The organism is Litorivita pollutaquae (assembly GCF_003205515.1).
GTDB lineage: Bacteria > Pseudomonadota > Alphaproteobacteria > Rhodobacterales > Rhodobacteraceae > Litorivita > Litorivita pollutaquae.
This window is the reverse complement of the sequence record NZ_KZ826484.1, coordinates 1-19,875: the sequence shown is the minus strand read 5'-3', so window position 1 is coordinate 19,875 and position 19,875 is coordinate 1. Positions and strand designations below refer to the sequence as shown.

Annotated in this window: 19 protein-coding genes and 1 riboswitch; of the genes, 14 read left to right on the top strand and 5 right to left on the bottom strand. The window is 59.2% G+C overall.

Annotated features, from left to right (window positions below; all coding sequences use genetic code 11):
• The first annotated feature begins 103 nt into the window (after positions 1 to 103).
• From DI396_RS08705 to DI396_RS08695, 3 genes are all read left to right on the top strand, one after another.
• Positions 104 to 601 (top strand): MarR family winged helix-turn-helix transcriptional regulator, encoded by a 498-nt coding sequence (locus tag DI396_RS08705; RefSeq protein ID WP_110795833.1) that lies wholly within the window; start codon positions 104 to 106, stop codon positions 599 to 601.
• Entirely contained in the window at positions 598 to 1,299 is a 702-nt protein-coding gene (locus tag DI396_RS08700) for a response regulator (protein ID WP_110795832.1), read from the top strand. The genes DI396_RS08705 and DI396_RS08700 overlap by 4 nt, the downstream gene beginning before the upstream one ends.
• A 61-nt stretch (positions 1,300 to 1,360) precedes the next feature.
• Positions 1,361 to 2,290: a histone deacetylase family protein gene (locus DI396_RS08695; protein WP_110795831.1), complete on the top strand. Its 930-nt coding sequence runs from the start codon at positions 1,361 to 1,363 to the stop codon at positions 2,288 to 2,290.
• Here DI396_RS08695 and DI396_RS08690 read toward each other — a convergent pair.
• On the bottom strand, positions 2,287 to 3,288 hold the full coding sequence (locus tag DI396_RS08690; RefSeq protein WP_110795830.1) for a phosphotransferase: 1,002 nt from the start codon (positions 3,286 to 3,288) through the stop codon (positions 2,287 to 2,289). The two genes, DI396_RS08695 and DI396_RS08690, sit on opposite strands and share 4 nt — an antisense overlap.
• A gap of 110 nt (positions 3,289 to 3,398) precedes the next feature.
• On the opposite strand from DI396_RS08690, the gene DI396_RS08685 reads away from it, so the two are divergent.
• Genes DI396_RS08685 through dxs form a run of 3 tightly spaced genes read left to right on the top strand, consistent with a single transcriptional unit; the run spans position 3,399 to position 6,505 of the window.
• Positions 3,399 to 3,647: an exodeoxyribonuclease VII small subunit gene (locus DI396_RS08685; protein WP_110796031.1), complete on the top strand. Its 249-nt coding sequence runs from the start codon at positions 3,399 to 3,401 to the stop codon at positions 3,645 to 3,647.
• Positions 3,648 to 4,517 (top strand): polyprenyl synthetase family protein, encoded by an 870-nt coding sequence (locus DI396_RS08680; protein WP_407936304.1) that lies wholly within the window; start codon positions 3,648 to 3,650, stop codon positions 4,515 to 4,517.
• 56 nt (positions 4,518 to 4,573) lie between these two features.
• Positions 4,574 to 6,505 (top strand): 1-deoxy-D-xylulose-5-phosphate synthase, encoded by a 1,932-nt coding sequence (gene dxs, locus DI396_RS08675; protein ID WP_110795829.1) that lies wholly within the window; start codon positions 4,574 to 4,576, stop codon positions 6,503 to 6,505.
• On the opposite strand, the gene DI396_RS08670 is transcribed toward dxs, so the two are convergent.
• A complete protein-coding gene (locus tag DI396_RS08670) occupies positions 6,502 to 7,134 on the bottom strand; it encodes an exopolysaccharide biosynthesis protein (RefSeq protein WP_110795828.1) in 633 nt (210 codons plus the stop codon). The genes dxs and DI396_RS08670 overlap by 4 nt on opposite strands.
• A gap of 5 nt (positions 7,135 to 7,139) precedes the next feature.
• Entirely contained in the window at positions 7,140 to 8,021 is an 882-nt protein-coding gene (locus tag DI396_RS08665; RefSeq protein WP_110795827.1) for an SDR family oxidoreductase, read from the bottom strand.
• 165 nt (positions 8,022 to 8,186) lie between these two features.
• Here DI396_RS08665 and ade point away from each other — a divergent pair, with 165 nt between their 5' ends.
• From ade to DI396_RS08645, 4 genes are all read left to right on the top strand, one after another.
• Positions 8,187 to 9,992, top strand: coding sequence for an adenine deaminase (gene ade, locus DI396_RS08660; RefSeq protein WP_110795826.1), 1,806 nt, complete (start codon positions 8,187 to 8,189; stop codon positions 9,990 to 9,992).
• Positions 9,989 to 11,473 (top strand): AMP nucleosidase, encoded by a 1,485-nt coding sequence (locus tag DI396_RS08655; RefSeq protein ID WP_110795825.1) that lies wholly within the window; start codon positions 9,989 to 9,991, stop codon positions 11,471 to 11,473. The genes ade and DI396_RS08655 overlap by 4 nt, the downstream gene beginning before the upstream one ends.
• 131 nt (positions 11,474 to 11,604) lie before the next feature.
• Positions 11,605 to 11,892, top strand: a complete 288-nt coding sequence (locus DI396_RS08650) for an HU family DNA-binding protein (protein WP_110795824.1) — start codon at positions 11,605 to 11,607, stop codon at positions 11,890 to 11,892.
• Between the two features lie 90 nt (positions 11,893 to 11,982).
• Positions 11,983 to 12,870 (top strand): DMT family transporter, encoded by an 888-nt coding sequence (locus tag DI396_RS08645; RefSeq protein WP_110795823.1) that lies wholly within the window; start codon positions 11,983 to 11,985, stop codon positions 12,868 to 12,870.
• Between the two features lie 179 nt (positions 12,871 to 13,049).
• Here the strand turns inward: DI396_RS08645 and aroC are convergent, their stop codons facing one another.
• Positions 13,050 to 14,165, bottom strand: coding sequence for a chorismate synthase (gene aroC, locus DI396_RS08640; protein WP_110795822.1), 1,116 nt, complete (start codon positions 14,163 to 14,165; stop codon positions 13,050 to 13,052).
• Between the two features lie 159 nt (positions 14,166 to 14,324).
• Here aroC and DI396_RS08635 point away from each other — a divergent pair, with 159 nt between their 5' ends.
• The 4 genes from DI396_RS08635 to DI396_RS08620 all read left to right on the top strand — a co-directional run bounded on the left by DI396_RS08635 (position 14,325) and on the right by DI396_RS08620 (position 19,113).
• The gene (locus DI396_RS08635) at positions 14,325 to 15,692 is read left to right on the top strand and encodes a dicarboxylate/amino acid:cation symporter (protein WP_110795821.1); all 1,368 of its coding nucleotides are present in this window, start codon (positions 14,325 to 14,327) and stop codon (positions 15,690 to 15,692) included.
• 74 nt (positions 15,693 to 15,766) lie between these two features.
• Positions 15,767 to 15,871, top strand: a riboswitch (TPP riboswitch).
• 38 nt (positions 15,872 to 15,909) lie between these two features.
• Positions 15,910 to 16,887, top strand: a complete 978-nt coding sequence (thiB, locus tag DI396_RS08630) for a thiamine ABC transporter substrate binding subunit (RefSeq protein WP_110795820.1) — start codon at positions 15,910 to 15,912, stop codon at positions 16,885 to 16,887.
• Positions 16,863 to 18,434 carry a thiamine/thiamine pyrophosphate ABC transporter permease ThiP gene (locus DI396_RS08625; protein WP_110795819.1) on the top strand — a complete coding sequence of 524 codons (1,572 nt, stop codon included), beginning with the start codon at positions 16,863 to 16,865 and terminating at the stop codon, positions 18,432 to 18,434. Before thiB ends, DI396_RS08625 begins: the two co-directional genes overlap by 25 nt.
• The gene (locus DI396_RS08620) at positions 18,421 to 19,113 is read left to right on the top strand and encodes a thiamine ABC transporter ATP-binding protein (RefSeq protein ID WP_110795818.1); all 693 of its coding nucleotides are present in this window, start codon (positions 18,421 to 18,423) and stop codon (positions 19,111 to 19,113) included. Before DI396_RS08625 ends, DI396_RS08620 begins: the two co-directional genes overlap by 14 nt.
• Before the next feature lie 120 nt (positions 19,114 to 19,233).
• Here the strand turns inward: DI396_RS08620 and DI396_RS16425 are convergent, their stop codons facing one another.
• Positions 19,234 to 19,437 (bottom strand): hypothetical protein, encoded by a 204-nt coding sequence (locus tag DI396_RS16425; protein WP_162617190.1) that lies wholly within the window; start codon positions 19,435 to 19,437, stop codon positions 19,234 to 19,236.
• Positions 19,438 to 19,875: the final 438 nt, after the last annotated feature.

Below are 19,875 nucleotides of genomic sequence, written 5' to 3'. Positions count from 1 at the left end.
GCTTTAAAATCGACTTTCGCTACCAGTTAGCACTTGGAATGTCAACATAGCTGACTTAAGCTAGTTCGAAATCGGGGCGAATTGTGAACATAAGGAGGGAAATATGTCAGATGCGCATGGGGGCGAAAGTCTACTGTTTCTCACTGATGAGCAATTGCGCCAAGGCATTGAGGCGATGTTTTTTGCCTATCGTGGATTCACTGCCGATCCCGACCGTATCCTCGAGGGGATGGCGTATGGGCGGGCCCATCATCGCGCCGTGCATTTCATTGCGCGCGCGCCCGGAACCACTGTGAACAACCTCCTGGCTATTCTGGGTGTCACCAAGCAATCACTTAACCGGGTGCTGCGGACCTTGGTAGAGGACGGGCTGGTCGAAAGCCGTGTGGGCACCTCTGACAAACGTGAACGCAACCTGTATTTGACTGAACAAGGCACAGCCTTGGAGCGCAAGCTTTCGGATGCGCAACGCAGCCGTATGCGCGCCGCATATCGTGCCGCCGGTCCCGAGGCGGTCGCCGGATTTCGCACCGTGCTCGAAGCGATGATGGATGGTGAAATGCGCCGCCGCTATCTGCGCCTTAGGGACGGCAGATCATGACCGATTTGGCCCCGCATCTGTTGGTTGTTGATGATGATGAGCGCATTCGTGGATTGCTGCAAAAGTTTCTGACACGGCACGGGTTTTTGGTCACGGCCGCCCGTGATGCCGCCCATGCGCGGCGGATTTTGGCCGGCCTCGAATTCGATTTGATCGTGCTGGACGTGATGATGCCGGGCGAGGATGGGGTGTCTTTGACGCGGGCTTTGGCCGGAACGATCTCTTCTCCGATCCTGTTGCTGACCGCCAAAGGTGAGACCTCGGAGCGGATCGAAGGATTGGAGGCAGGTGCCGATGATTACCTTGCCAAACCTTTCGAGCCAAAGGAATTGCTGCTGCGGATCAATGCCATTTTGCGGCGCATGCCGGACCAAGCGCCGCAAGATCTGGCCCCCAAGCTCTTGCAGCTTGGCCCGGTGCGCTACGATATCGAGCGCGGAGAATTGTGGCGTGGGGAAGAATTGGTGCGCCTGACGGCGACGGAAAGCCAGTTGATGAAAATATTTGCCGCCCGCACGGGCGAAGCAATCTCGCGCAGTGCTTTGGCGGAGGATCTTGGCCGCGACGCAGATACCACCCAAGACCGCGCCGTGGATGTGCAAATCACCCGTCTGCGCCGTAAGATCGAAGCCGATCCGAAACAACCGCGCTACCTACAAACCGTGCGCGGGGAAGGCTATATGCTCAGCCCCGAATAGCATCCTTGCACGGCACGAAATCTGGCGTCAGGATATGCCAAACCGGATCGGAGGGACCGCCATGAGCGTTGCACTTTATATGCATGACGACGGCCTGAACCACGTCACGCCCGAGGGTCATCCCGAGCAGGTCGCGCGGTTGCGTCATATTGCGCGGGCCTTATCGGTTCCGGCCTTTGATGCACTGGAACGCCGGACGATGCCGCAATGCGATGATGCAGACATAGGCTTATGCCACCCGCAGACCTATGTTGACCGGATCAAAGACGCCGTGCCGCAGACCGGCCTCGCGCGATTGGACGAGGACACATGGCTGTCGCCGGGCTCGATGAGTGCTGCGCGCCGTGCCGTTGGCGGCGCGATTGCCGCCGTGGATGCGGTGTTGGACGGGGCCGTTGGCAAAGCTTTTGTGGCCACCCGCCCGCCGGGTCATCACGCCGAAACAGCCAAACCGATGGGGTTTTGCCTGTTTGGCAATGTCGCCATTGCCGCGCGTCACGCGATGGAACGGCGCGGATTGGCCCGTGTCGCCATCGTCGATTTCGATGTGCATCATGGCAATGGCACCCAAGACCTTTTGTGGAACGAGGACCGTGCCTTGTTTATCGGCTCGCATCAATCGCCGCTTTGGCCCGGCAGCGGCCGTGCCACAGAAACCGGCGCGCATGGCAATGTGATGAACATCGAATTGCCACCGCACAGCACCGGGACCGAGATGCGCGCCGCATATGAAAACCGCGTTTTTCCCGCGCTTGATGCGTTTGCACCCGAGCTGATATTGGTCTCGGCGGGATTTGATGCCCATGCGGATGACCCTTTGGCGCAGCTGAATTGGCAAACGGATGATTATGTCTGGTTGACTGAAAACCTATGCGCCCTCGCCGCGCGCCACTGCGGGGGCAAACTGGTTTCCATCCTCGAAGGCGGGTATAACCTTGAGGCATTGGCCGATGCCACCGCCGCCCATGTCGGCGCGCTGATGGCCGCTTAAAGCGTCAATTCGCGTAGATCTTCGAACAATGCCTCCGCCAGCTCGACGCTGTTGTTCAGCCGCGTGGTGACCTCGGTTTTGGATTCGACGCGCGTCAGGGTTTCGACCGCGATCATATAGGGGATGAAATAGCGTTTTTCGTCTGCGCTCATCGCAAATGCATCGGCAAAGGCATCAATCGCGGCGCCGTCAACGCCATAGCGGCGCCCATCGCCCGCCCACATATGCCGCCGCGCATTATAGATCAGATATCGCGCAATATCGCGGTAGATCGGCATCAAGAACGATGAGCCAAGGTCCAGTCCCGTCAACCGCGTCTCATCGGGCGCAATGATCAGGTTCAGCGGGTGGAAATCCCCGTGGCAGACGGCGACCCGCCACTCCATCTCCTTGATCATCCGGCCCAGTTTTTTGGTCTTTTGCAAGATTTTGCTTTCGATGTTTTGCAGCCGTGTGAAATGTTGCTGCGCGGCGGCCTTCTCGCATCGCCGCGCCCAATTGCGCCAATCCACCCCACGCCATGCGGTGCTGGGCGCGCAATATTGTGCCAGCCAACCGGCGCTTTGGGCGATATGGGGCAGGCGCGCGTCGCGCGGCAAGGACCACAGATGCATCATCAAAGGCCGCCCCGCCGCATGGCTGATTGCGGTAATGCCGTCCGCCTCGTCGAAAAACAACGGCTCGGCCACGCGATAGGCACCGGCGTTCATATAGGGATAAATCCGGCTAAGCTCGGCCCATTGTTCGGCGCTTTGTCGCCGTTCGGCATCGCACAGCGCCAATCGAAACACGGCGTTTTGTCCGTGCAAGGTGCCGGTGAAAATCGCGCGCTTTTCCGGCACAATTCGTAAAATGTCGTCGAGAACCATGGATGCAAGCGCCGCATGTTCCGCAGCTGCCGCTTCAAGCCGTTCGGTCGCGCGCAGCGCCGCCTTTGGGTCGCGTAGGGCGCTCTCGGCCTCAATGGCGTCATCGTGGTCGGGGTTGGTGTTTTGCATGGGCGAATCTTGCGGTATTCGCGCCGGCGGTGCAAGTCGCCTGCGTGATTGAACCCCGCTGCGACCGCCGCTATGATCGCGCCAAAATCGCCACCCGCAAAGGACGCATCATGAGCGACACCGCCCCTTCCGTTTCGGAAATGACATTCGAACAGGCCATGGCCGAATTGGAACAGGTCGTCGGCCAGTTGGAGCGCGGCGATGTGGCGCTCGAGGATTCGATCAAGCTTTATGAGCGCGGTGCAGAGTTGAAAAAACGCTGCGAGGCCAAGTTGAAAGAAGCCGAGGAAAAAGTCGCGGCAATCACGCTTGATGGTGCCGGTAATCCGCAAGGCACGACCCCGGTCGAGGGTTTGTGAGTGTTTCAAAACGACCTGAGCGCGCGGGCGGCTGAGGCGGCGGCGCATCTGACGCGCATTTTGGCCCCGATGGGCGATCAGCCCGTGATCGAAGCGATGCGGTATGGTCTGCGTGGCGGCAAAGGTTTGCGTGCCTATCTGGTACTCGAAGGGGCGGCATTGCATGACGTCGATCCGGCGCGCGCGATTTGGCCTGCTGCGGCGATTGAGGCGATGCATGCCTATAGCCTTATTCATGATGACCTTCCGGCAATGGATGATGACGATCTGCGGCGCGGCCAGCCGACCGTGCATGTCACATGGGATGATGCCACCGCGATTTTGGCGGGAGATGCTTTGCAATCTTTGGCCTTTGAATTGGCGCTTGATCCACGCGGTGCACAGTCGGCGGAGGCACGGACAGAACTGGGTTTGACATTGGCCCAAGCCGCCGGCGCACGCGGCATGGTCTTGGGTCAGGCACTTGATATTGCTGCGGAAACGGCAGATCGGGCCTTGACCTTGGACGAGATAACCCGCTTGCAAAACGGCAAAACCGGCGCGTTGATCGCATGGTCCGCCACGGCGGGGCCGCGCATGGCGCGCGCCAAAACCGAAGCGCTGCAACTCTATGCCGAGGCTCTTGGCCTTGCCTTTCAGATCGCCGATGACATCTTAGATGTAGAAGGGGACGAGAAAACTGCCGGCAAGCGGTTGCAAAAAGACGCGGGTGCGGGCAAAGCCACATTCGTTTCGCTTTTGGGGCTCGCCGGGGCAAAAGCCCGCGCCGCAGAGTTGACCGACGCCGCCTGTGATGCGCTTTCCCCTTACGGCAAAGGCGCAGATGGCTTGCGAGAAGCCGCGCGTTTCGTTATCTCGCGTCAAAGCTAGCCTGCTGCGCCTGACCTGCGTGGTTGCCAATTCGCCCCCGCAAGGAGCGCCCTACGATGTCCAGACCTGACACACCGTTGCTCGATACGGTCGCCTCACCGGCGGATCTAAAGCAGTTTTCCGATGTTCAATTGAAAACGCTGGCGGGTGAACTGCGCGCCGAAACCATTTCGGCGGTATCGGAAACCGGCGGGCATTTGGGCGCAGGGCTGGGCGTTATAGAATTGACCGTGGCGCTGCATGCGATTTTCGATGCCCCCAAGGACAAGATCATTTGGGACGTCTCGCACCAGAGTTATCCGCATAAAATCCTCACCGGGCGGCGCGACCGTATCCGCACCCTGCGCCAAAAGGACGGCTTGTCGGGGTTTACCAAACGCTCCGAGAGCCCCTATGACCCCTTTGGCGCGGCGCATAGTTCGACCTCGATCAGCGCGGCATTGGGTTTTGCTGTGGCGCGCGATCTGGGTGGGGCCTGCGACGGTGGGCTTGGCGATGCGATTGCGGTGATCGGCGATGGCGCGATGTCGGCGGGCATGGCATTCGAAGCGATGAACAATGCCGGCCATTTGGGCAAACGTCTGATTGTGATCCTCAACGACAACGAGATGTCGATTGCCCCGCCGGTGGGGGCACTGTCGTCCTACCTGTCGCGGCTCTATGCGGGCGAGCCGTTTCAGGAATTGAAAGCCGCCGCCAAAGGCGCGGTTTCGCTTTTGCCGCCGCCCTTCCGCGAGGGCGCAAAGCGCGCCAAGGACATGCTCAAGGGCATGACCGTGGGCGGCACGCTTTTCGAGGCATTGGGATTTTCCTACATCGGCCCATTGAACGGGCATGATATGGGGCAATTGCTGCCGGTCTTACGCACGGTCAAAGAGCGCGCCACCGGCCCAATCCTTATTCACATCAACACCGTCAAAGGCAAAGGGTATGCCCCCGCTGAAAACGCCGACGACAAGGGCCACGCCACCGCAAAATTCGATGTGGTGAGCGGCAAACAGGTCAAAGCCAAATCCAATGCACCCTCTTATACGTCTGTATTCTCGCGTGCGTTGCTGGCCGAAGCTGCCGCCGATGCCAAGGTCTGTGCTGTCACCGCCGCGATGCCGGATGGCACCGGGCTTGGACTGTTTGCCGAACGCTACCCGTCGCGCTGTTTCGATGTCGGCATTGCCGAACAACATGGCGTGACGTTCTCGGCGGCCCTTGCGGCGGGCGGAATGAAACCGTTTTGCGCGATGTATTCGACGTTTTTGCAACGGGGGTATGACCAAGTGGTGCATGACGTTGCAATCCAACGTTTGCCTGTGCGGTTTGCCATTGATCGTGCCGGATTGGTCGGTGCCGATGGCGCCACCCACGCAGGCAGTTTCGACACGGCCTTTCTTGCCAATCTGCCGGGAATGGTGGTGATGGCGGCGGCGGACGAGGCGGAATTGATGCATATGGTGGCCACCGCTGCCGCCTATGACGATGGCCCGATTGCCTTCCGTTATCCGCGTGGCGAAGGCGTGGGTGTTGATTTGCCCGACCGCGGCACGGCATTGGAGATTGGCAAAGGCCGGATGATCCAAGAGGGCGGGCGCGTGGCGCTTTTGTCCTTTGGCACCCGTTTGGCAGAGGTCGAAAAAGCCGCCGAAGCCCTATCCGCGCGCGGTTTTACTCCGACAATTGCAGATGCGCGTTTTGCCAAACCTTTGGACCGGGATCTGATCCTTGATCTGGCCGCGCGCCACGAAGCCCTGATTACGATTGAAGAGGGTGCCGTGGGCGGGTTTGGCAGCCATGTGGCGCAAATGCTGGCCGAAGAAGGCGTGTTTGACAGCGGCCTTAAATATCGCTCAATGGTGTTGCCCGACACGTTTATCGACCAATCCTCGCCCGAGGACATGTATCGCACGGCGGCTCTATCGGCGGCGGATATCGAGGCAAAGGTGTTGGAGGTTCTGGGCGTGGTGCGATTGGATGCGAAAGCAGACCGCGCCTAACCGGCTATACCTGTTTCGATCATCAACCAATAGGCAATGGCGGAACTGGCGCAGGTCCAGACATAGCCCAGCACGATAAACGCGCCATCGCGGGCCAAAAGGCCAATGGCAAAAAACGCGATGGCCGTGGCCAAAAAGGATGTCACAAATGGCAGGACTTCGAGCAGCGGGATCACCATGGTGATGGCGATGATTGTCAGCAATGTCGCGATATTCGCCCCGCGCGTCACCAACCAGGTCAGCCGTTTTTCCATGCGCGCGTCGATCCACCGGCTTGGGCGGCGGAGCCACCCCACGGCCCGGATCAGCCGTTCGGCTTTCACGCTGCGCTTTTTGATCACGCTGGGCAACCATACATGCGGACGCCCGAACAGCTTTTGCACCGTGGTCAGAAAGATCAGAACGGCACCAACTGTCGGCAAACCGAAGATCCCCGACAACGGCGAGACAAGGATCAGCGCCGGCACCAGGATGATCGGAGAGAACGACCGTTCGCCCACCTCGGTCAAAATATCCTCCACCGAGGCCGTGCCGCCCTCTGCGGCTGCCTCAACAGCATCGAGAATGTCGCTCAGGCTACGCAGGGACGGGGAGGGGGTGTCGACGCGGGGCGTGACGGTTTCCTGCATGGGGTTCAACTTTCTTCTGCGGTGGTTTCCGCATCCAGCAAGGCACGCAGCCCGTCACGATACGTTGGATAAAGCAACTGTATCCCCAACTCCCGTTTGATCAAATCGTTCCGCACGCGTTTGGATTCGGCGTAGAAGCTGCGCGCCATTGGGGTCATCTTTGCTGTCTCAAAGGCTTCGGCAGGAGGAAGCGGCAGCCCCAAGAGCTCCGCCGCATGGCCGATCACATCCTGCGGCGGGGCGGGGTCGTCATCGCACAGGTTGTAAATACCGCCCGCACGCGGTGCTTGGATGGACGCCTCGAGCACTTGCGCGATGTCCTCGACATGGATGCGGCTGAACACCTGCCCGTCTTTGATGATCCGCCGCGCAGTGCCATTGCGCACTTTGGCAAATGGTCCGCGAGTGGGGCCATAGATCCCCGCCAGCCGGAAGATATGCAGCGGCAGATCGCGGATGGTTTGCCAATCAGCTTCGGCCGCCACGCGACATTTGCCGCGCCGCGTTGATGGGGAGAGGGGGGTCGTCTCATCGACCCAATCACCGCCGTGATCGCCATAAACCCCCGTGGTCGACAGGTATCCTGCCCATGTCAGATGCGGCGCACGGGCGGTGATCTCGGCGCGGTGGTTGCGCAAAAACGGATCACCCTCGGCGTCAGGTCCGGCGCTGATCAACAGATGGCTGGCGCGCGACAGCGGCGCGGTCAAATCATCCGCGCCAATGACCAAGGGCGTGATGCCGTCGGCCCAATGCCGATCCGTTTTATCGGTGCTGCGCGTGGTGCCATAGATCGTCCAGCCCTGCGGCACGAGGCGGCGGGCTAAAGCCTGTGCGCTATAGCCATGACCGTATGAAAAAAGAATTTTGCCGTGTTGCTCTGTCATGGTGACAGGTTTGGCCGAGCCGCTCGGCCAAGGCAAGGGCAGGTTTGGCCTGATCGCCCGGTGTTACATCGCAGATGGGTCAACACATTCCATAGAAGCCTCCGCAACCATCTGTATGACAGGTTCCCCCTTGCACCTCGGCGTGAATGGGGAAAAGCTGTTCTTATGAGCATAGATTTTCCAAGCTGGGCCGATATGGCCCCCACTCTCGTCGCCGTTGCCGCAGGGCGCGCCCCCGCCGATACCGTTGTGCGCGGCGGGCGATGGGTCAATGTCCACACCCGCGAGGTTCTGAACAATATGGACATCGCCATTGCGGGCGGACGGTTTGCCTATTGCGGGCCGGATGCCAGCCATTGCACCGGGCCGGACACGCAAATCATCGAGGCCGAGGGCCGCTATATGATCCCCGGTCTGTGCGACGCGCATATGCATATCGAAAGCGGCATGTTGATCCCTGCCGAATTTGCCCGTGCGGTGATCCCGCATGGCACCACGTCGATGTTCACCGACCCGCATGAGATCGCGAATGTCCTTGGCCTCGACGGGGTGCGGATGATGCATGACGAAGCCTTGATGCAGCCGGTGAATATCTTCACGCAGATGCCGTCTTGCGCCCCATCTGCGCCGGGATTGGAAACCACGGGCCAAGAGATCAGTCCCGACGACGTCGCCGAGGCTATGGCATGGCCGGGGATTATCGGCCTTGGCGAGATGATGAATTTCCCGGGTGTGATCAATGGCGACCCTAAGATGCTGGCCGAGATCGCCGCAACCCAACGTGCGGGAAAAACCGTTGGCGGGCATTATGCCTCGCCCGATCTGGGCCCTGCCTTTCACGCCTATGTCGCGGGCGGTCCTGCTGATGACCATGAAGGCACCTGCGAGGCCGATGCCATCGCCCGCACCCGCCAAGGCATGCGCGCGATGATGCGGCTCGGCTCGGCGTGGTATGACGTCGAAACGCAGATCACTGCGATCACTGAAAAGGGGCTCGATCCGCGCGGATTTATCCTATGCACCGACGATTGCCATTCCGGCACATTGGTCGAGGACGGCCATATGAACCGCGTGGTGCGTCATGCGATTGATTGTGGTTGTGATCCGCTGATTGCGCTGCAAATGGCGACGATCAACACCGCCACGCATTTCGGGTTGGAGCGCGAGATCGGCTCGATCGCGCCGGGGCGGCGGGCGGATATGATCCTGACCTCGGATCTCAAAACCCTGCCGATTGAACAGGTGATCGCGCGCGGCAAAACCGTAGCCAAGGACGGTAAATGCCTCGTCGATTGTCCGCATTACGCGTGGCCCGATACGGCGCGGCAAACCGTGCATTTGGGTCATGCCCTGACCGAGACGGATTTCGATATCCCCGCGCCGGAGGGCGCCAATCACGTCACCGCCCGCGTCATTGGCGTGGTGGAAAATCAAGCGCCGACCAAAGCCCTGACCGCTGATCTAAAGGTCAGCGAGTCGCGCGTTGAAATGGATGGCGCGCAGGATATATGCCAAATTGCCTTGGTTGAACGCCACCGCGCCACCGGCGGTGTTGTGAACGGGTTCGTGTCGGGTTTCGGATACAACGGCCGCATGGCCATGGCCAGCACCGTCGCCCACGACAGCCACCATATGATCGTCGTCGGCACAGACCGCGAGATGATGGCGGCAGCAGCGAACCGTTTGGCCGAGGTCGGCGGTGGCATCACCATTTGGAAGGACGGGGCCGAACTAGCGCTTGTCAAATTGCCGATCGCGGGGTTGATGTCGGATGCGCCTGCGGCCGAGGTGGCCGCCGATGCAGGCGCGATGATGGCGGCGATGGCGGCCTGCGGATGCACATTGAACAACGCCTATATGCAACATTCGTTGTTGGCGCTTGTGGTTATTCCGGAGCTGCGTATTTCTGATTTGGGGTTGGTGGATGTGACCCGTTTTGAATTGACTGATCTGATGGTGGATAACGCATGAACGACGACAAACAAGGCTTGCCGGTGCTGACACCCACGCCCTCCGCCCCGCGAAGCTTCGACGATGCCAAGGCGGCCGTGGCACATTTGATCGTGCTCTATGAGGAGGCGACGGCCTTCTTGTGCGACAACTTCCGCCTTGCGATGAAAAACGGCCACCCCAACGCCCGCATGCGCGCCTTTTATCCGCAAATATCCGTCACCACCCGCAGCTTTGCCCAAATCGATAGCCGTCTGAGTTTTGGATATGTCGCCGGCCCCGGCACATTTACCGCAACCATCACGCGGCCGGATTTGTTTAAATCCTACCTTGAGCAGCAAATCGGGCTTTTGCTTGAAAACCACAAAGTGCCGGTCGAAATCGGCCCTTCGACAACGCCCATGCCGGTGCATTTTGCTGTGGCGGGAACGGGGGGCATGACCGTCCCGCAGGAAGGCGCGGCGAAATTTACCCTGCGCGATGTGTTCGACGTTCCGGACCTGACCACGACCAATGATGATATCGTCAACGGCACCTATGTTCCCACCGAGGGCGGGCCGGGCGCCTTGGCCCCTTTCACGGCGCAACGGGTGGATTATTCACTGGCGCGGCTGGCGCATTATACCGCCACCGATCCGGGACATTTCCAGAACCATGTGTTGTTCACCAATTACCAGTTCTATGTCTCGGAATTTGAAGCCTTTGCGCGCAGCGTTCTGGCCGATCCGGACAGTGGATATACCAGTTTCGTCAGCACCGGAGATGTCGAAATCACCCATGCCGATGCGCCGATCCCGCCGACGATGAAAATGCCGCAGATGCCTGCCTACCATCTCAAGCGCGCCGATGGGTCCGGGATTACTCTGGTCAACATCGGGGTTGGCCCGTCGAACGCCAAAACCGCCACCGATCATATCGCGGTTTTGCGCCCGCATGCATGGATCATGGTCGGACATTGCGCGGGTTTGCGTAATTCGCAAAGTCTGGGGGATTTCGTTCTCGCACATGCCTATCTGCGCGAAGACAAGGTGTTGGATGATGATCTGCCGGTCTGGGTGCCGATCCCCGCTTTGGCGGAAATCCAAATCGCGCTTGAGACCGCTGTCGAGAAAGAGACGGAGTTCGCGGGCTATGATCTCAAGCGTGTGATGCGGACCGGGACGGTGGCCAGCCTCGACAATCGCAATTGGGAATTGCGTGACCATACCGGTCCGGTGCAGCGGCTGAGCCAATCGCGCGCCGTGGCGCTTGATATGGAAAGCGCGACGATCGCTGCCAACGGGTTTCGGTTTCGGGTGCCCTATGGAACGCTTCTGTGCATCTCTGACAAGCCCCTGCATGGCGAATTGAAGTTGCCGGGCATGGCCTCGGATTTCTATAAAACCCAAGTGGCACGGCACTTGATGATCGGGATTCGGGCGATGGAGAGCCTGCGCGAAATGCCACTGGAGCGTATCCACAGCCGCAAATTGCGCTCATTTGACGAGACGGCCTTCCTGTGATCAGGGATAAACTTCCCAAAATGTGTTATTTCCACTTGTTTCGCACCACAATTCGTTGTGTAGCTACGCAACATAAGGTTATATAACGCCAATGAGGCCCCATAGATCGGGCAAGTGAAGGAGACCACAGAATGTCGAAACCAATGACTAAAACCCAGCTTGTTGCCGCTCTGGCCGAAGAAATGGGCAGCGATAAGAAATCCGCAAGTGGCGCGCTCGACGCGATCGTTGCAATCATCACCAAAGAAGTGTCCGCTGGCGGCGCTGTGACCCTGCCCGGCGTTGGCAAAATTTACTGCCGTGAGCGCCCCGAGCGCATGGTGCGCAACCCGGCCACCGGCGAGCAGATCAAGAAAGAAGCTGACAAGGTCGTGAAAATGACCATCGCCAAAGCGCTCAAAGACAGCGTCAACGGCTAAGCTTGCATCTTTGCCAAGTTTTCGAAAGGGTCGCCGGTAAGGCGGCCTTTTTGCGTTTGGGCGCTTTCTCTTGATCGGATTGGAGACACGATGAACCTGCGCGCGATGTTGATGGGGCTGGCCTTTGCCCTGATGTGGTCTTCGGCTTTTACGTCGGCGCGGGTGATCGTGGCCTATGCGCCGCCATTGGCATCCTTGTCGTTGCGGTTTCTGCTGTCGGGTTTGATTGGGGTGGCGATTGCATTTGCGATGGGTCAACGGTTTAACCTGACCCGCAGCCAATGGCGTGCGACGGTGATTTTCGGGATCTGTCAAAACGCGCTCTATCTCGGTTTGAATTTTGTCGCGATGCAAACCATTGAGGCATCGCTTGCGTCGATCATCGCCTCGTCCATGCCCTTGATGGTGGCGTTGGCCGGTTGGGTCATCTTTCGTGACCGTTTGCCGCGCATGGCGGTGATCGGATTGATTGCAGGTGTGGCAGGCGTGGCGTTGATCATGGGCGCGCGGTTGCAAAGCGGAGTAGACAGCTATGGCTTGCTGCTTTGCCTGATTGCGGCGGCGGCGTTGACCGTTGCGACATTGTCGGTACGCGGCGCGGTGTCGGGCGGGAATGTGATGATGATCGTCGGGCTGCAAATGCTGGTTGGGTCTGCCTGTCTCGCTGTGGTGTCAGGATTTACCGAAACGCTAGAGGTCACATGGTCCGCGCCGTTGGTCATCGCGTTCATCTATACCACTTTGGTGCCGGGGCTTTTGGCGACATGGGTGTGGTTCACTTTGGTTGGCATGATCGGCGCAACCAAAGCCGCAACCTTCCATTTCCTCAACCCGTTTTTTGGTGTGGCGATTGCTGCGGTGGTCATCAACGAAAGCATTGGCTTGCGTGATGTCATTGGCGTGGGGATCATTGCGGCGGGAATTTTGGCGGTGCAGTTGTCGAAGCAGCAGCCCCCCGTGCTTCAGGCCAAGGCATAGAGCCGTGCCGAGAGGGTGGCAAAGCACGCCGTCTAGAGACCAACCGCGCCGCCCAACGGATGTGCATCGCATCGCGTCAAGGCAGTGCATCTATGCGCGGGGTAAACGGCTTGAAAAACCCCCGCCCGATCAGCGTTAAAACCGGCGGGGTGAGGAGGGCACAGGGGGCGCCCGCCGGATTATCCGATCTTGCCGCGTGTCTCGCCTGCGGCGCCGCCAATTTGGCCACGATGTAGCAACACATGATCCAAAATCACGCAGGCCATCATCGCCTCGGCCACCGGCACGGCGCGAATGCCGACACAGGGATCATGACGGCCCTTGGTGATGATTTCGGCCGATTGACCGGATTTGGTGATCGTCTGGCGCGGCTTCAGGATCGATGACGTGGGTTTCACCGCAAAGCGCACAACCAGATCCTGACCCGTGGAAATTCCGCCTAAAATCCCGCCCGCGTGGTTGGATGAATAGACGGGGTTGCCGTCATTACCCATGAAAATCTCGTCGGCATTCTCTTCGCCGGTCAGCTCTGCGGCTGCCATGCCTTCGCCGATCTCGACGCCTTTGACGGCGTTGATGCTCATCATCGCGGCAGCCAAATCAGTGTCTATCTTGCCGTAAACCGGCGCGCCAAGACCGGCGGGCACACCGCGCGCCACGACCTCGACCGCCGCCCCGACCGAGTTGCCGCTTTTGCGCAGGGCATCCATGTAATCGGCCCATTCACCGGCGGCGATCGCATCGGGGGACCAAAAGACGTTGTTGCCGATCTCGGCCCAATCGAACCGTTCGCGGTCGATTTTATGCGGGCCGATTTGCGTGAGATATCCGGTGATCTCGACGTTGGGCAAAAGCGATTTCAAGGCCGCCCGCGCCAATCCGCCTGCGGCCACCCGCGCGGCTGTTTCGCGCGCCGAGGACCGCCCGCCGCCGCGATAATCGCGGATGCCGTATTTTTGCCAATAGGTGATATCCGCATGGCCGGGGCGGAATTTTTCGGCGATGTCGCCGTAATCTTTTGACCGCTGATCGGTGTTGCGGATCATCAATTGTACCGGCGTTCCGGTGGTTTGCCCTTCGAACACGCCGGACAGAATTTCGACCTCATCGGCTTCGCGCCGCTGCGTGGTGTATTTGCTGGTGCCGGGTTTACGTTTGTCGAGCCAATGTTGGATCATGGCTTCGTCCACGGCTACGCCGGGTGGGCACCCGTCAACCGTCGCGCCCAATGCAGGGCCGTGGCTTTCGCCCCATGTGGTGACGCGAAAAAGATGTCCGAATGAATTTAGCGACATAGGCGGCTCCTGTGGCGGCTCGCATTTTCTTTTACCTGCTCTATCAACTGCTCATGTCAGAGGCAATCTTCCGCGTTGTTTCGCGCAAAGCGTGCATAAATTTTGCGTTTCACGCAAAGCGTGCAAAACTCCTCACATAAGCAACAGGAAGGAAAGACAATGACACGCGAAACGGAAAGCGGGGCAAGTGGCGGCAAGCCGTCAAAAATGTCCCTGACGACGCAAATCATGTTGGCCATGCTTGGCGGGCTGATCCTTGGTGTGATCTTTAACAAGATCGGGTCCGATTTCATCAATACCCATATTGTCGGCGGACTGTTCGCCATGATCGGCAAGATGTTCGTCAACGCCTTGAAAATGTTGGTGGTGCCGCTGGTGTTCTTCTCTTTGATCTGCGGCGTGACAGGGATCGGTGATATCCGCATTCTGGGCCGTGTCGGCGGCAAAAGCTTTGTGCTTTATTTGACCACGACGGCGATTGCGATTGCCGTGGCGATTATTCTTGCTTCGATGATTGGGCCGGGCAAAGGGTTTGTCATGGATGGCATCGACACCTCCGGTGTGACGGGCCGCGAGGCCCCCACTGTTTGGGACGTTTTTGCGGGGATCGTTCCCACCAATCCGGTCGCGTCCTTCGCCAATGGCGAGATGCTACAAATCATCTTTTACACGGTGATTTTGGGGGTGGCTGTTTTGATGCTCGGCCGGAAATCCAAAGGGTTTGTGGAAGCCAGCGAATATATGAACGAAGTGATGATGAAGGTCGTCGGCATCGTCATGGCCTTTGCCCCCATTGGCGTGTTTTGTTTGATCGCCAAGACCTTCACCGAACAGGGGATCGAATTGTTCCTGCCGGTGTTGGCCTATGTTGTCACCTTGGTTTTGGCGCTGTTTGTGCATCTCTTCGTGACGCTGATGATCATGCTCAAATTGCTTTCGGGGCTTAGCCCCCTAACCTTCATGCGCAAAATTCGCCCTGCGCAGATTTTTGCCTTTTCCACCGCGTCGAGCAACGCCACGATCCCCGTGACTTTGCGCTGCGTGACGGAACGGGTCGGCGTCAACAATTCGGTCGGCTCCTTCTGCGTGCCTTTTGGCGCGACGATCAACATGGATGGCACCGCCATTATGCAAGGCGTCGCCACGGTGTTCCTGGCCAATGTCTATGGCATTGATCTGGGGCTTGGCGGTTATGTAACGGTGATTGCTATGGCGGTTCTGGCGTCTATCGGGACGGCGGGCGTACCGGGCGTGGGTCTGGTGATGCTGACCATGGTATTGGGGCAGGTGGGCCTTCCGATCGAGGGCATTGCGCTTATCCTCGGGGTGGACCGGTTGATGGATATGATCCGCACGGCGGTCAACATCACCGGCGATGCGGTCGTCACCTCCATCGTCGCCAAAAGCGAGGGTAAGGTTGATATGGCAATATTCAATGATCCCGATGCAGGCATCCTGACCAGCGACGATCTGGATATTGACAAGGCTGCCGAGGCGGAGCTTGCGCAATACGCCAAGCCGCACTAGCACGGCACATCAACAAACGGGGCGCGGTGGCACGGGAAATCCCCTTGCCACCGCGCCCCGCGCCGCCTAGATTCCGCCTTGCCTCGGGGTGCCGCGCATATGCGGCTGAGATGCACTTCTGCGAACCCGTTGAACCTGAACCGGTTAAGACCGGCGGAGGGAAGGTTTGGATATGCTCCACGCACCCATTCCGCCCAATAGAAATTAGGAGGATGCCGTGAAGTATCTTGCACTCGCTACGGGGCTTTTCGCAGCCAGCACCGCGTTGGCCGAAACGCCCGTATTGACCATCTACACCTACGACAGCTTTGACACTGAATGGGGCCCCGGCCCTGCGGTCGAGACGGCCTTTGAGGAGGTCTGCGCGTGCGATCTTCAATTTGTCGCGGCAGGGGATGGCGCATCGCTTTTGGCGCGGATCAAATTGGAGGGCGCACGGACAAAGGCTGACGTTGTTCTGGGCCTCGACAACAATCTGATCGCGGCCGCCCGTGACAGCGGTCTTTTTGCCCCCTCCGGGATTAGTGCCGATTATGCTCTGCCAATCAAATGGGAGGATGACACATTTGTGCCGTTTGACTGGGGTTATTTCGCTTTCGTGAAAAATGCGGGCCTCGATGCGCCCACCGATTTCAAGGCTCTGGCAGAGTCGGATTTGAAGATCATCATTCAGGATCCGCGCTCGTCAACGCCGGGTCTTGGTTTGTTGATGTGGGTCAAAGCGGCCTATGGTGACGACGCGCCCGCCGTTTGGGAGGCGCTGTCGGATAATATCGTCACCGTGACCAAAGGTTGGTCCGAGGCATACGGCCTGTTCCTCGAAGGCGAATCCGACATGGTGCTCAGCTATACCACCTCGCCCGCCTACCATTTGATTGCGGAAGAGGATGACAGCAAAAATGTCGCGGCCTTCTCCGAAGGCCATTATCTTCAAGTCGAAGTGGCCGCAAAAATCGCCGGCACGGATCAACCGGAATTGGCCGACAGGTTCCTTGCCTTCATGCTTTCGGATGCCTTCCAAACCATCATTCCAACGACCAACTGGATGTATCCGGCGATCACGCCTACCGGCGGACTGCCTGAAGGGTTCGAAACGCTTGTGACACCGGACAAAGCCTTGATGACACCTCTGGCCGATGCGCCGCAAATGCGTGAGGAGGCTTTGGCCGAATGGCTCACGGCGCTGTCCCAATAAAGCGCATTGATTTGAACGCAGGGGCGGGGATCGCGGCGGCAGGGTTTGTCGTGGTGATGATCCTCGCCCCTCTGGTTGCTGTCGCTCTGCGCGCCGAATCCGGTGCGCGGTTCGGGGCTGGCGATCTTGCCGCTTTGCGCTTCACCGTGGTGCAAGCGGGGTTGTCAGCGTTGTTCTCAATCGCTTTGGCGGTGCCGGTCGCGCGGGCGTTGGCACGGCGCAGGTTTTGGGGGCGCGGTGCCTTGATCACGCTTCTCGGCGCCCCGTTCATTTTGCCGGTGATCGTGGCGATCCTTGGTCTCTTGGCGATTTTCGGGCGCGGCGGCTTGTTGAACGCAGGATTGGCGGCATTGGGCCTACCTGCCGTTCAAATATACGGGCTGCATGGCGTGGTTTTGGCACATGTTTTCTTCAATCTACCGTTGGCCACACGTATTATCTTGCAGGGCTGGCAAGCGATACCGGCGGAACATTTCCGCCTTGCCGCCTCTCTCGGATTCCGCCCACGCGATGTGTTTTGGCGGATCGAGGCACCGATGTTGCGCGCCTATCTTCCGGGCGCGGCATTGATTGTGTTTGCGATTTGCCTGTCGAGCTTTGCTGTGGCGCTGACCCTTGGCGGTGGACCGCGCGCGACCACATTGGAGTTGGCCATATACCAAGCCTTCACCTTGGATTTTGATCTGGCGCGGGCGGCTGGGCTGGGGCTTGTGCAATTGTGTCTTGTGGGCATTGCGGCGCTTGGCGCGGCAACTGTGGCGCGGGCGGACGGATTCGGGCGGGGCATGGACGGGCGGGTCGAGCGGTTTGATGCGGGCGGCTGGATGCAACGGATTGCTGACGCGTTGACGGTTGCACTGGCCACGCTGTTTGTGGCCGGGCCGGTGGCGATGATCCTCTGGCGCGGCGCATGGGGCAGCGCGCAGATGAGCGCCGATGTCTGGGCGTCGGTCCTTGCCGCCAGCGGTCATTCCTTGGTTATCGCACTCTTGGCAACGGCGTTGACGTTGACGTTGGCCTTGGGGCTTTCAATGGCACGCTGGCGCTGGGCAGAGGGGCTTGGGCTCTTGGGTGTGGCTGTGTCGCCTTTGGTGATCGGAACCGGGCTTTTTATTATGATCAATCCGTTTTTTGCGCCGGCGGGTCTTGCCTTGCCGGTGACCGTTGCCGTGAATGCCTTGATGGCGTTGCCTTTTGCGGTGCGGGTCATTGCCCCGGCCGTGCGCCGCGCCGAGACGGATTTTGGCGTTCTGGCGGATCAACTGGGTTTAACGGGCGTGGCGCGGCTGCGGTTGTTGATCCTGCCCCGCAGCCGCAGCGCCCTAGGTTTTGCCGCCGGGTTGAGCGCGGCCTTGGCGATGGGAGATCTGGGTGTGGTGGTGTTGTTTGCCGATCCCGAATGGGCGACCTTGCCGTTGCAAATTTATCGCCTGATGGGGGCGTATCAAATGCAAGCGGCTTCCGGTGCGGGGGTGGTGTTGCTCGCGTTGAGCCTTGGGTTGTTCTGGATTTTCGATCAAAGGGGGCGGCGCGATGTTGACGCTTGAGGGCCTATGTATTCAGCAAGACGATTTCACCCTGTCCGCCGATCTAAGCATCGCGGCGGGCGCGCGCGTGGCGGTGGTTGGCCCCTCTGGTGCGGGCAAGTCGACGTTTCTGGGGGCCATGGCGGGATTTGTGCCATTGACCAAGGGACGGATCACATGGAAGGGGCAAGATTTGACCGATGCTGCCCCTGCGGTGCGCCCGATTGCGATGCTGTTTCAGGACCACAACCTGTTTCCGCACCTCACGGCGGCGCAAAACATCGGGCTTGGCTTGCGTCCTGATCTTCGGTTGAGCACGGCGCAGCGCGGCGCGGTGGACCGTGCGCTCGAGCAGGTCGGATTGCAGGGGCTCGGCCCGCGTAAGCCCTCGCAGCTGTCGGGCGGGCAACAAAGTCGCGTGGCCATTGCGCGGGTCTTGTTGCAAAACCGTCCGGTGATCTTGCTGGATGAACCCTTTGCGGCGCTGGGTCCCGCGCTCAAGGTCGAAATGCTTGATCTGGTGGCGCAAATGGCGGCGCAGCAGGCCGCGACACTGTTGATGGTCAGTCACGACCCCGATGATGCGGCGCGGCTTTGTCCGCAGACGGTGTTGGTCGCCGAAGGGCGGGCCTTTGCGCCGCAAGACACCTCTGTGCTCTTGGCCGATCCACCGCCGGCCCTGCGGGCGTATCTGGGATAGCTGCTAAGGCAGGCGCGCCGTGATTTTTCCACGCGGTTGGATCGTGGCGGGATGCCACCGGCGGGGATATTTAGAGGCGATTATTTGCTTTATAAACCCACGGTTACGGCTGAGACCAGCCTAAGGATCGGGTGAACTATCCTTGATGCCGCAAAACAAGGCCAAAAGTAGCATCGCCCCAAAAGGATTGATGAAAAGTGCAGAAATTTGCCACAACAGGCGATCTTGGCCACGTATCTCAGCCATATCCCCAACGATAACAAACAAGGTCCACATAATCCAAATGCCAATGGGAAGAGATAGCAGTGGTATTACGATTTCCATCAGCCGTCACTCTTTGGTTCTGGCGTCGGCTTCACCCGATTTTCGTTGAACTGCGCTTTGTCGTCGTCCGTCCCGATCTCGTGGGCGGCCTCTTTGAAGCAGTCTCGTTGGGATTTTTCTATGCTCATCCATTTTCTTCCAAGCTTAGTTTCTTAGGCTTCTTAAGTTGGGCTGGGGCGTCGAGGCCGGGCTTTGGCCGTAATTCTGACAGGCCGCTTTTTACCCGGTCTGGCGGCTCCTTTGCAACGATCAGTATGAGCAGCAGCGTTTCCTCGTCACTGATCCTTATTCCTTTCGTTGGTCAAATATATAGTTGTTGACCTGCTCCCCATTGAGTCCGCTAATTTAGGTTAGCTCTGTTCAGGTTTTGGTCTTCCTTTGACCGGTTAGCATATTCTGCTGGCGTCAGGCCAGCGAGGCTTGTGTGTGGACGGTGGT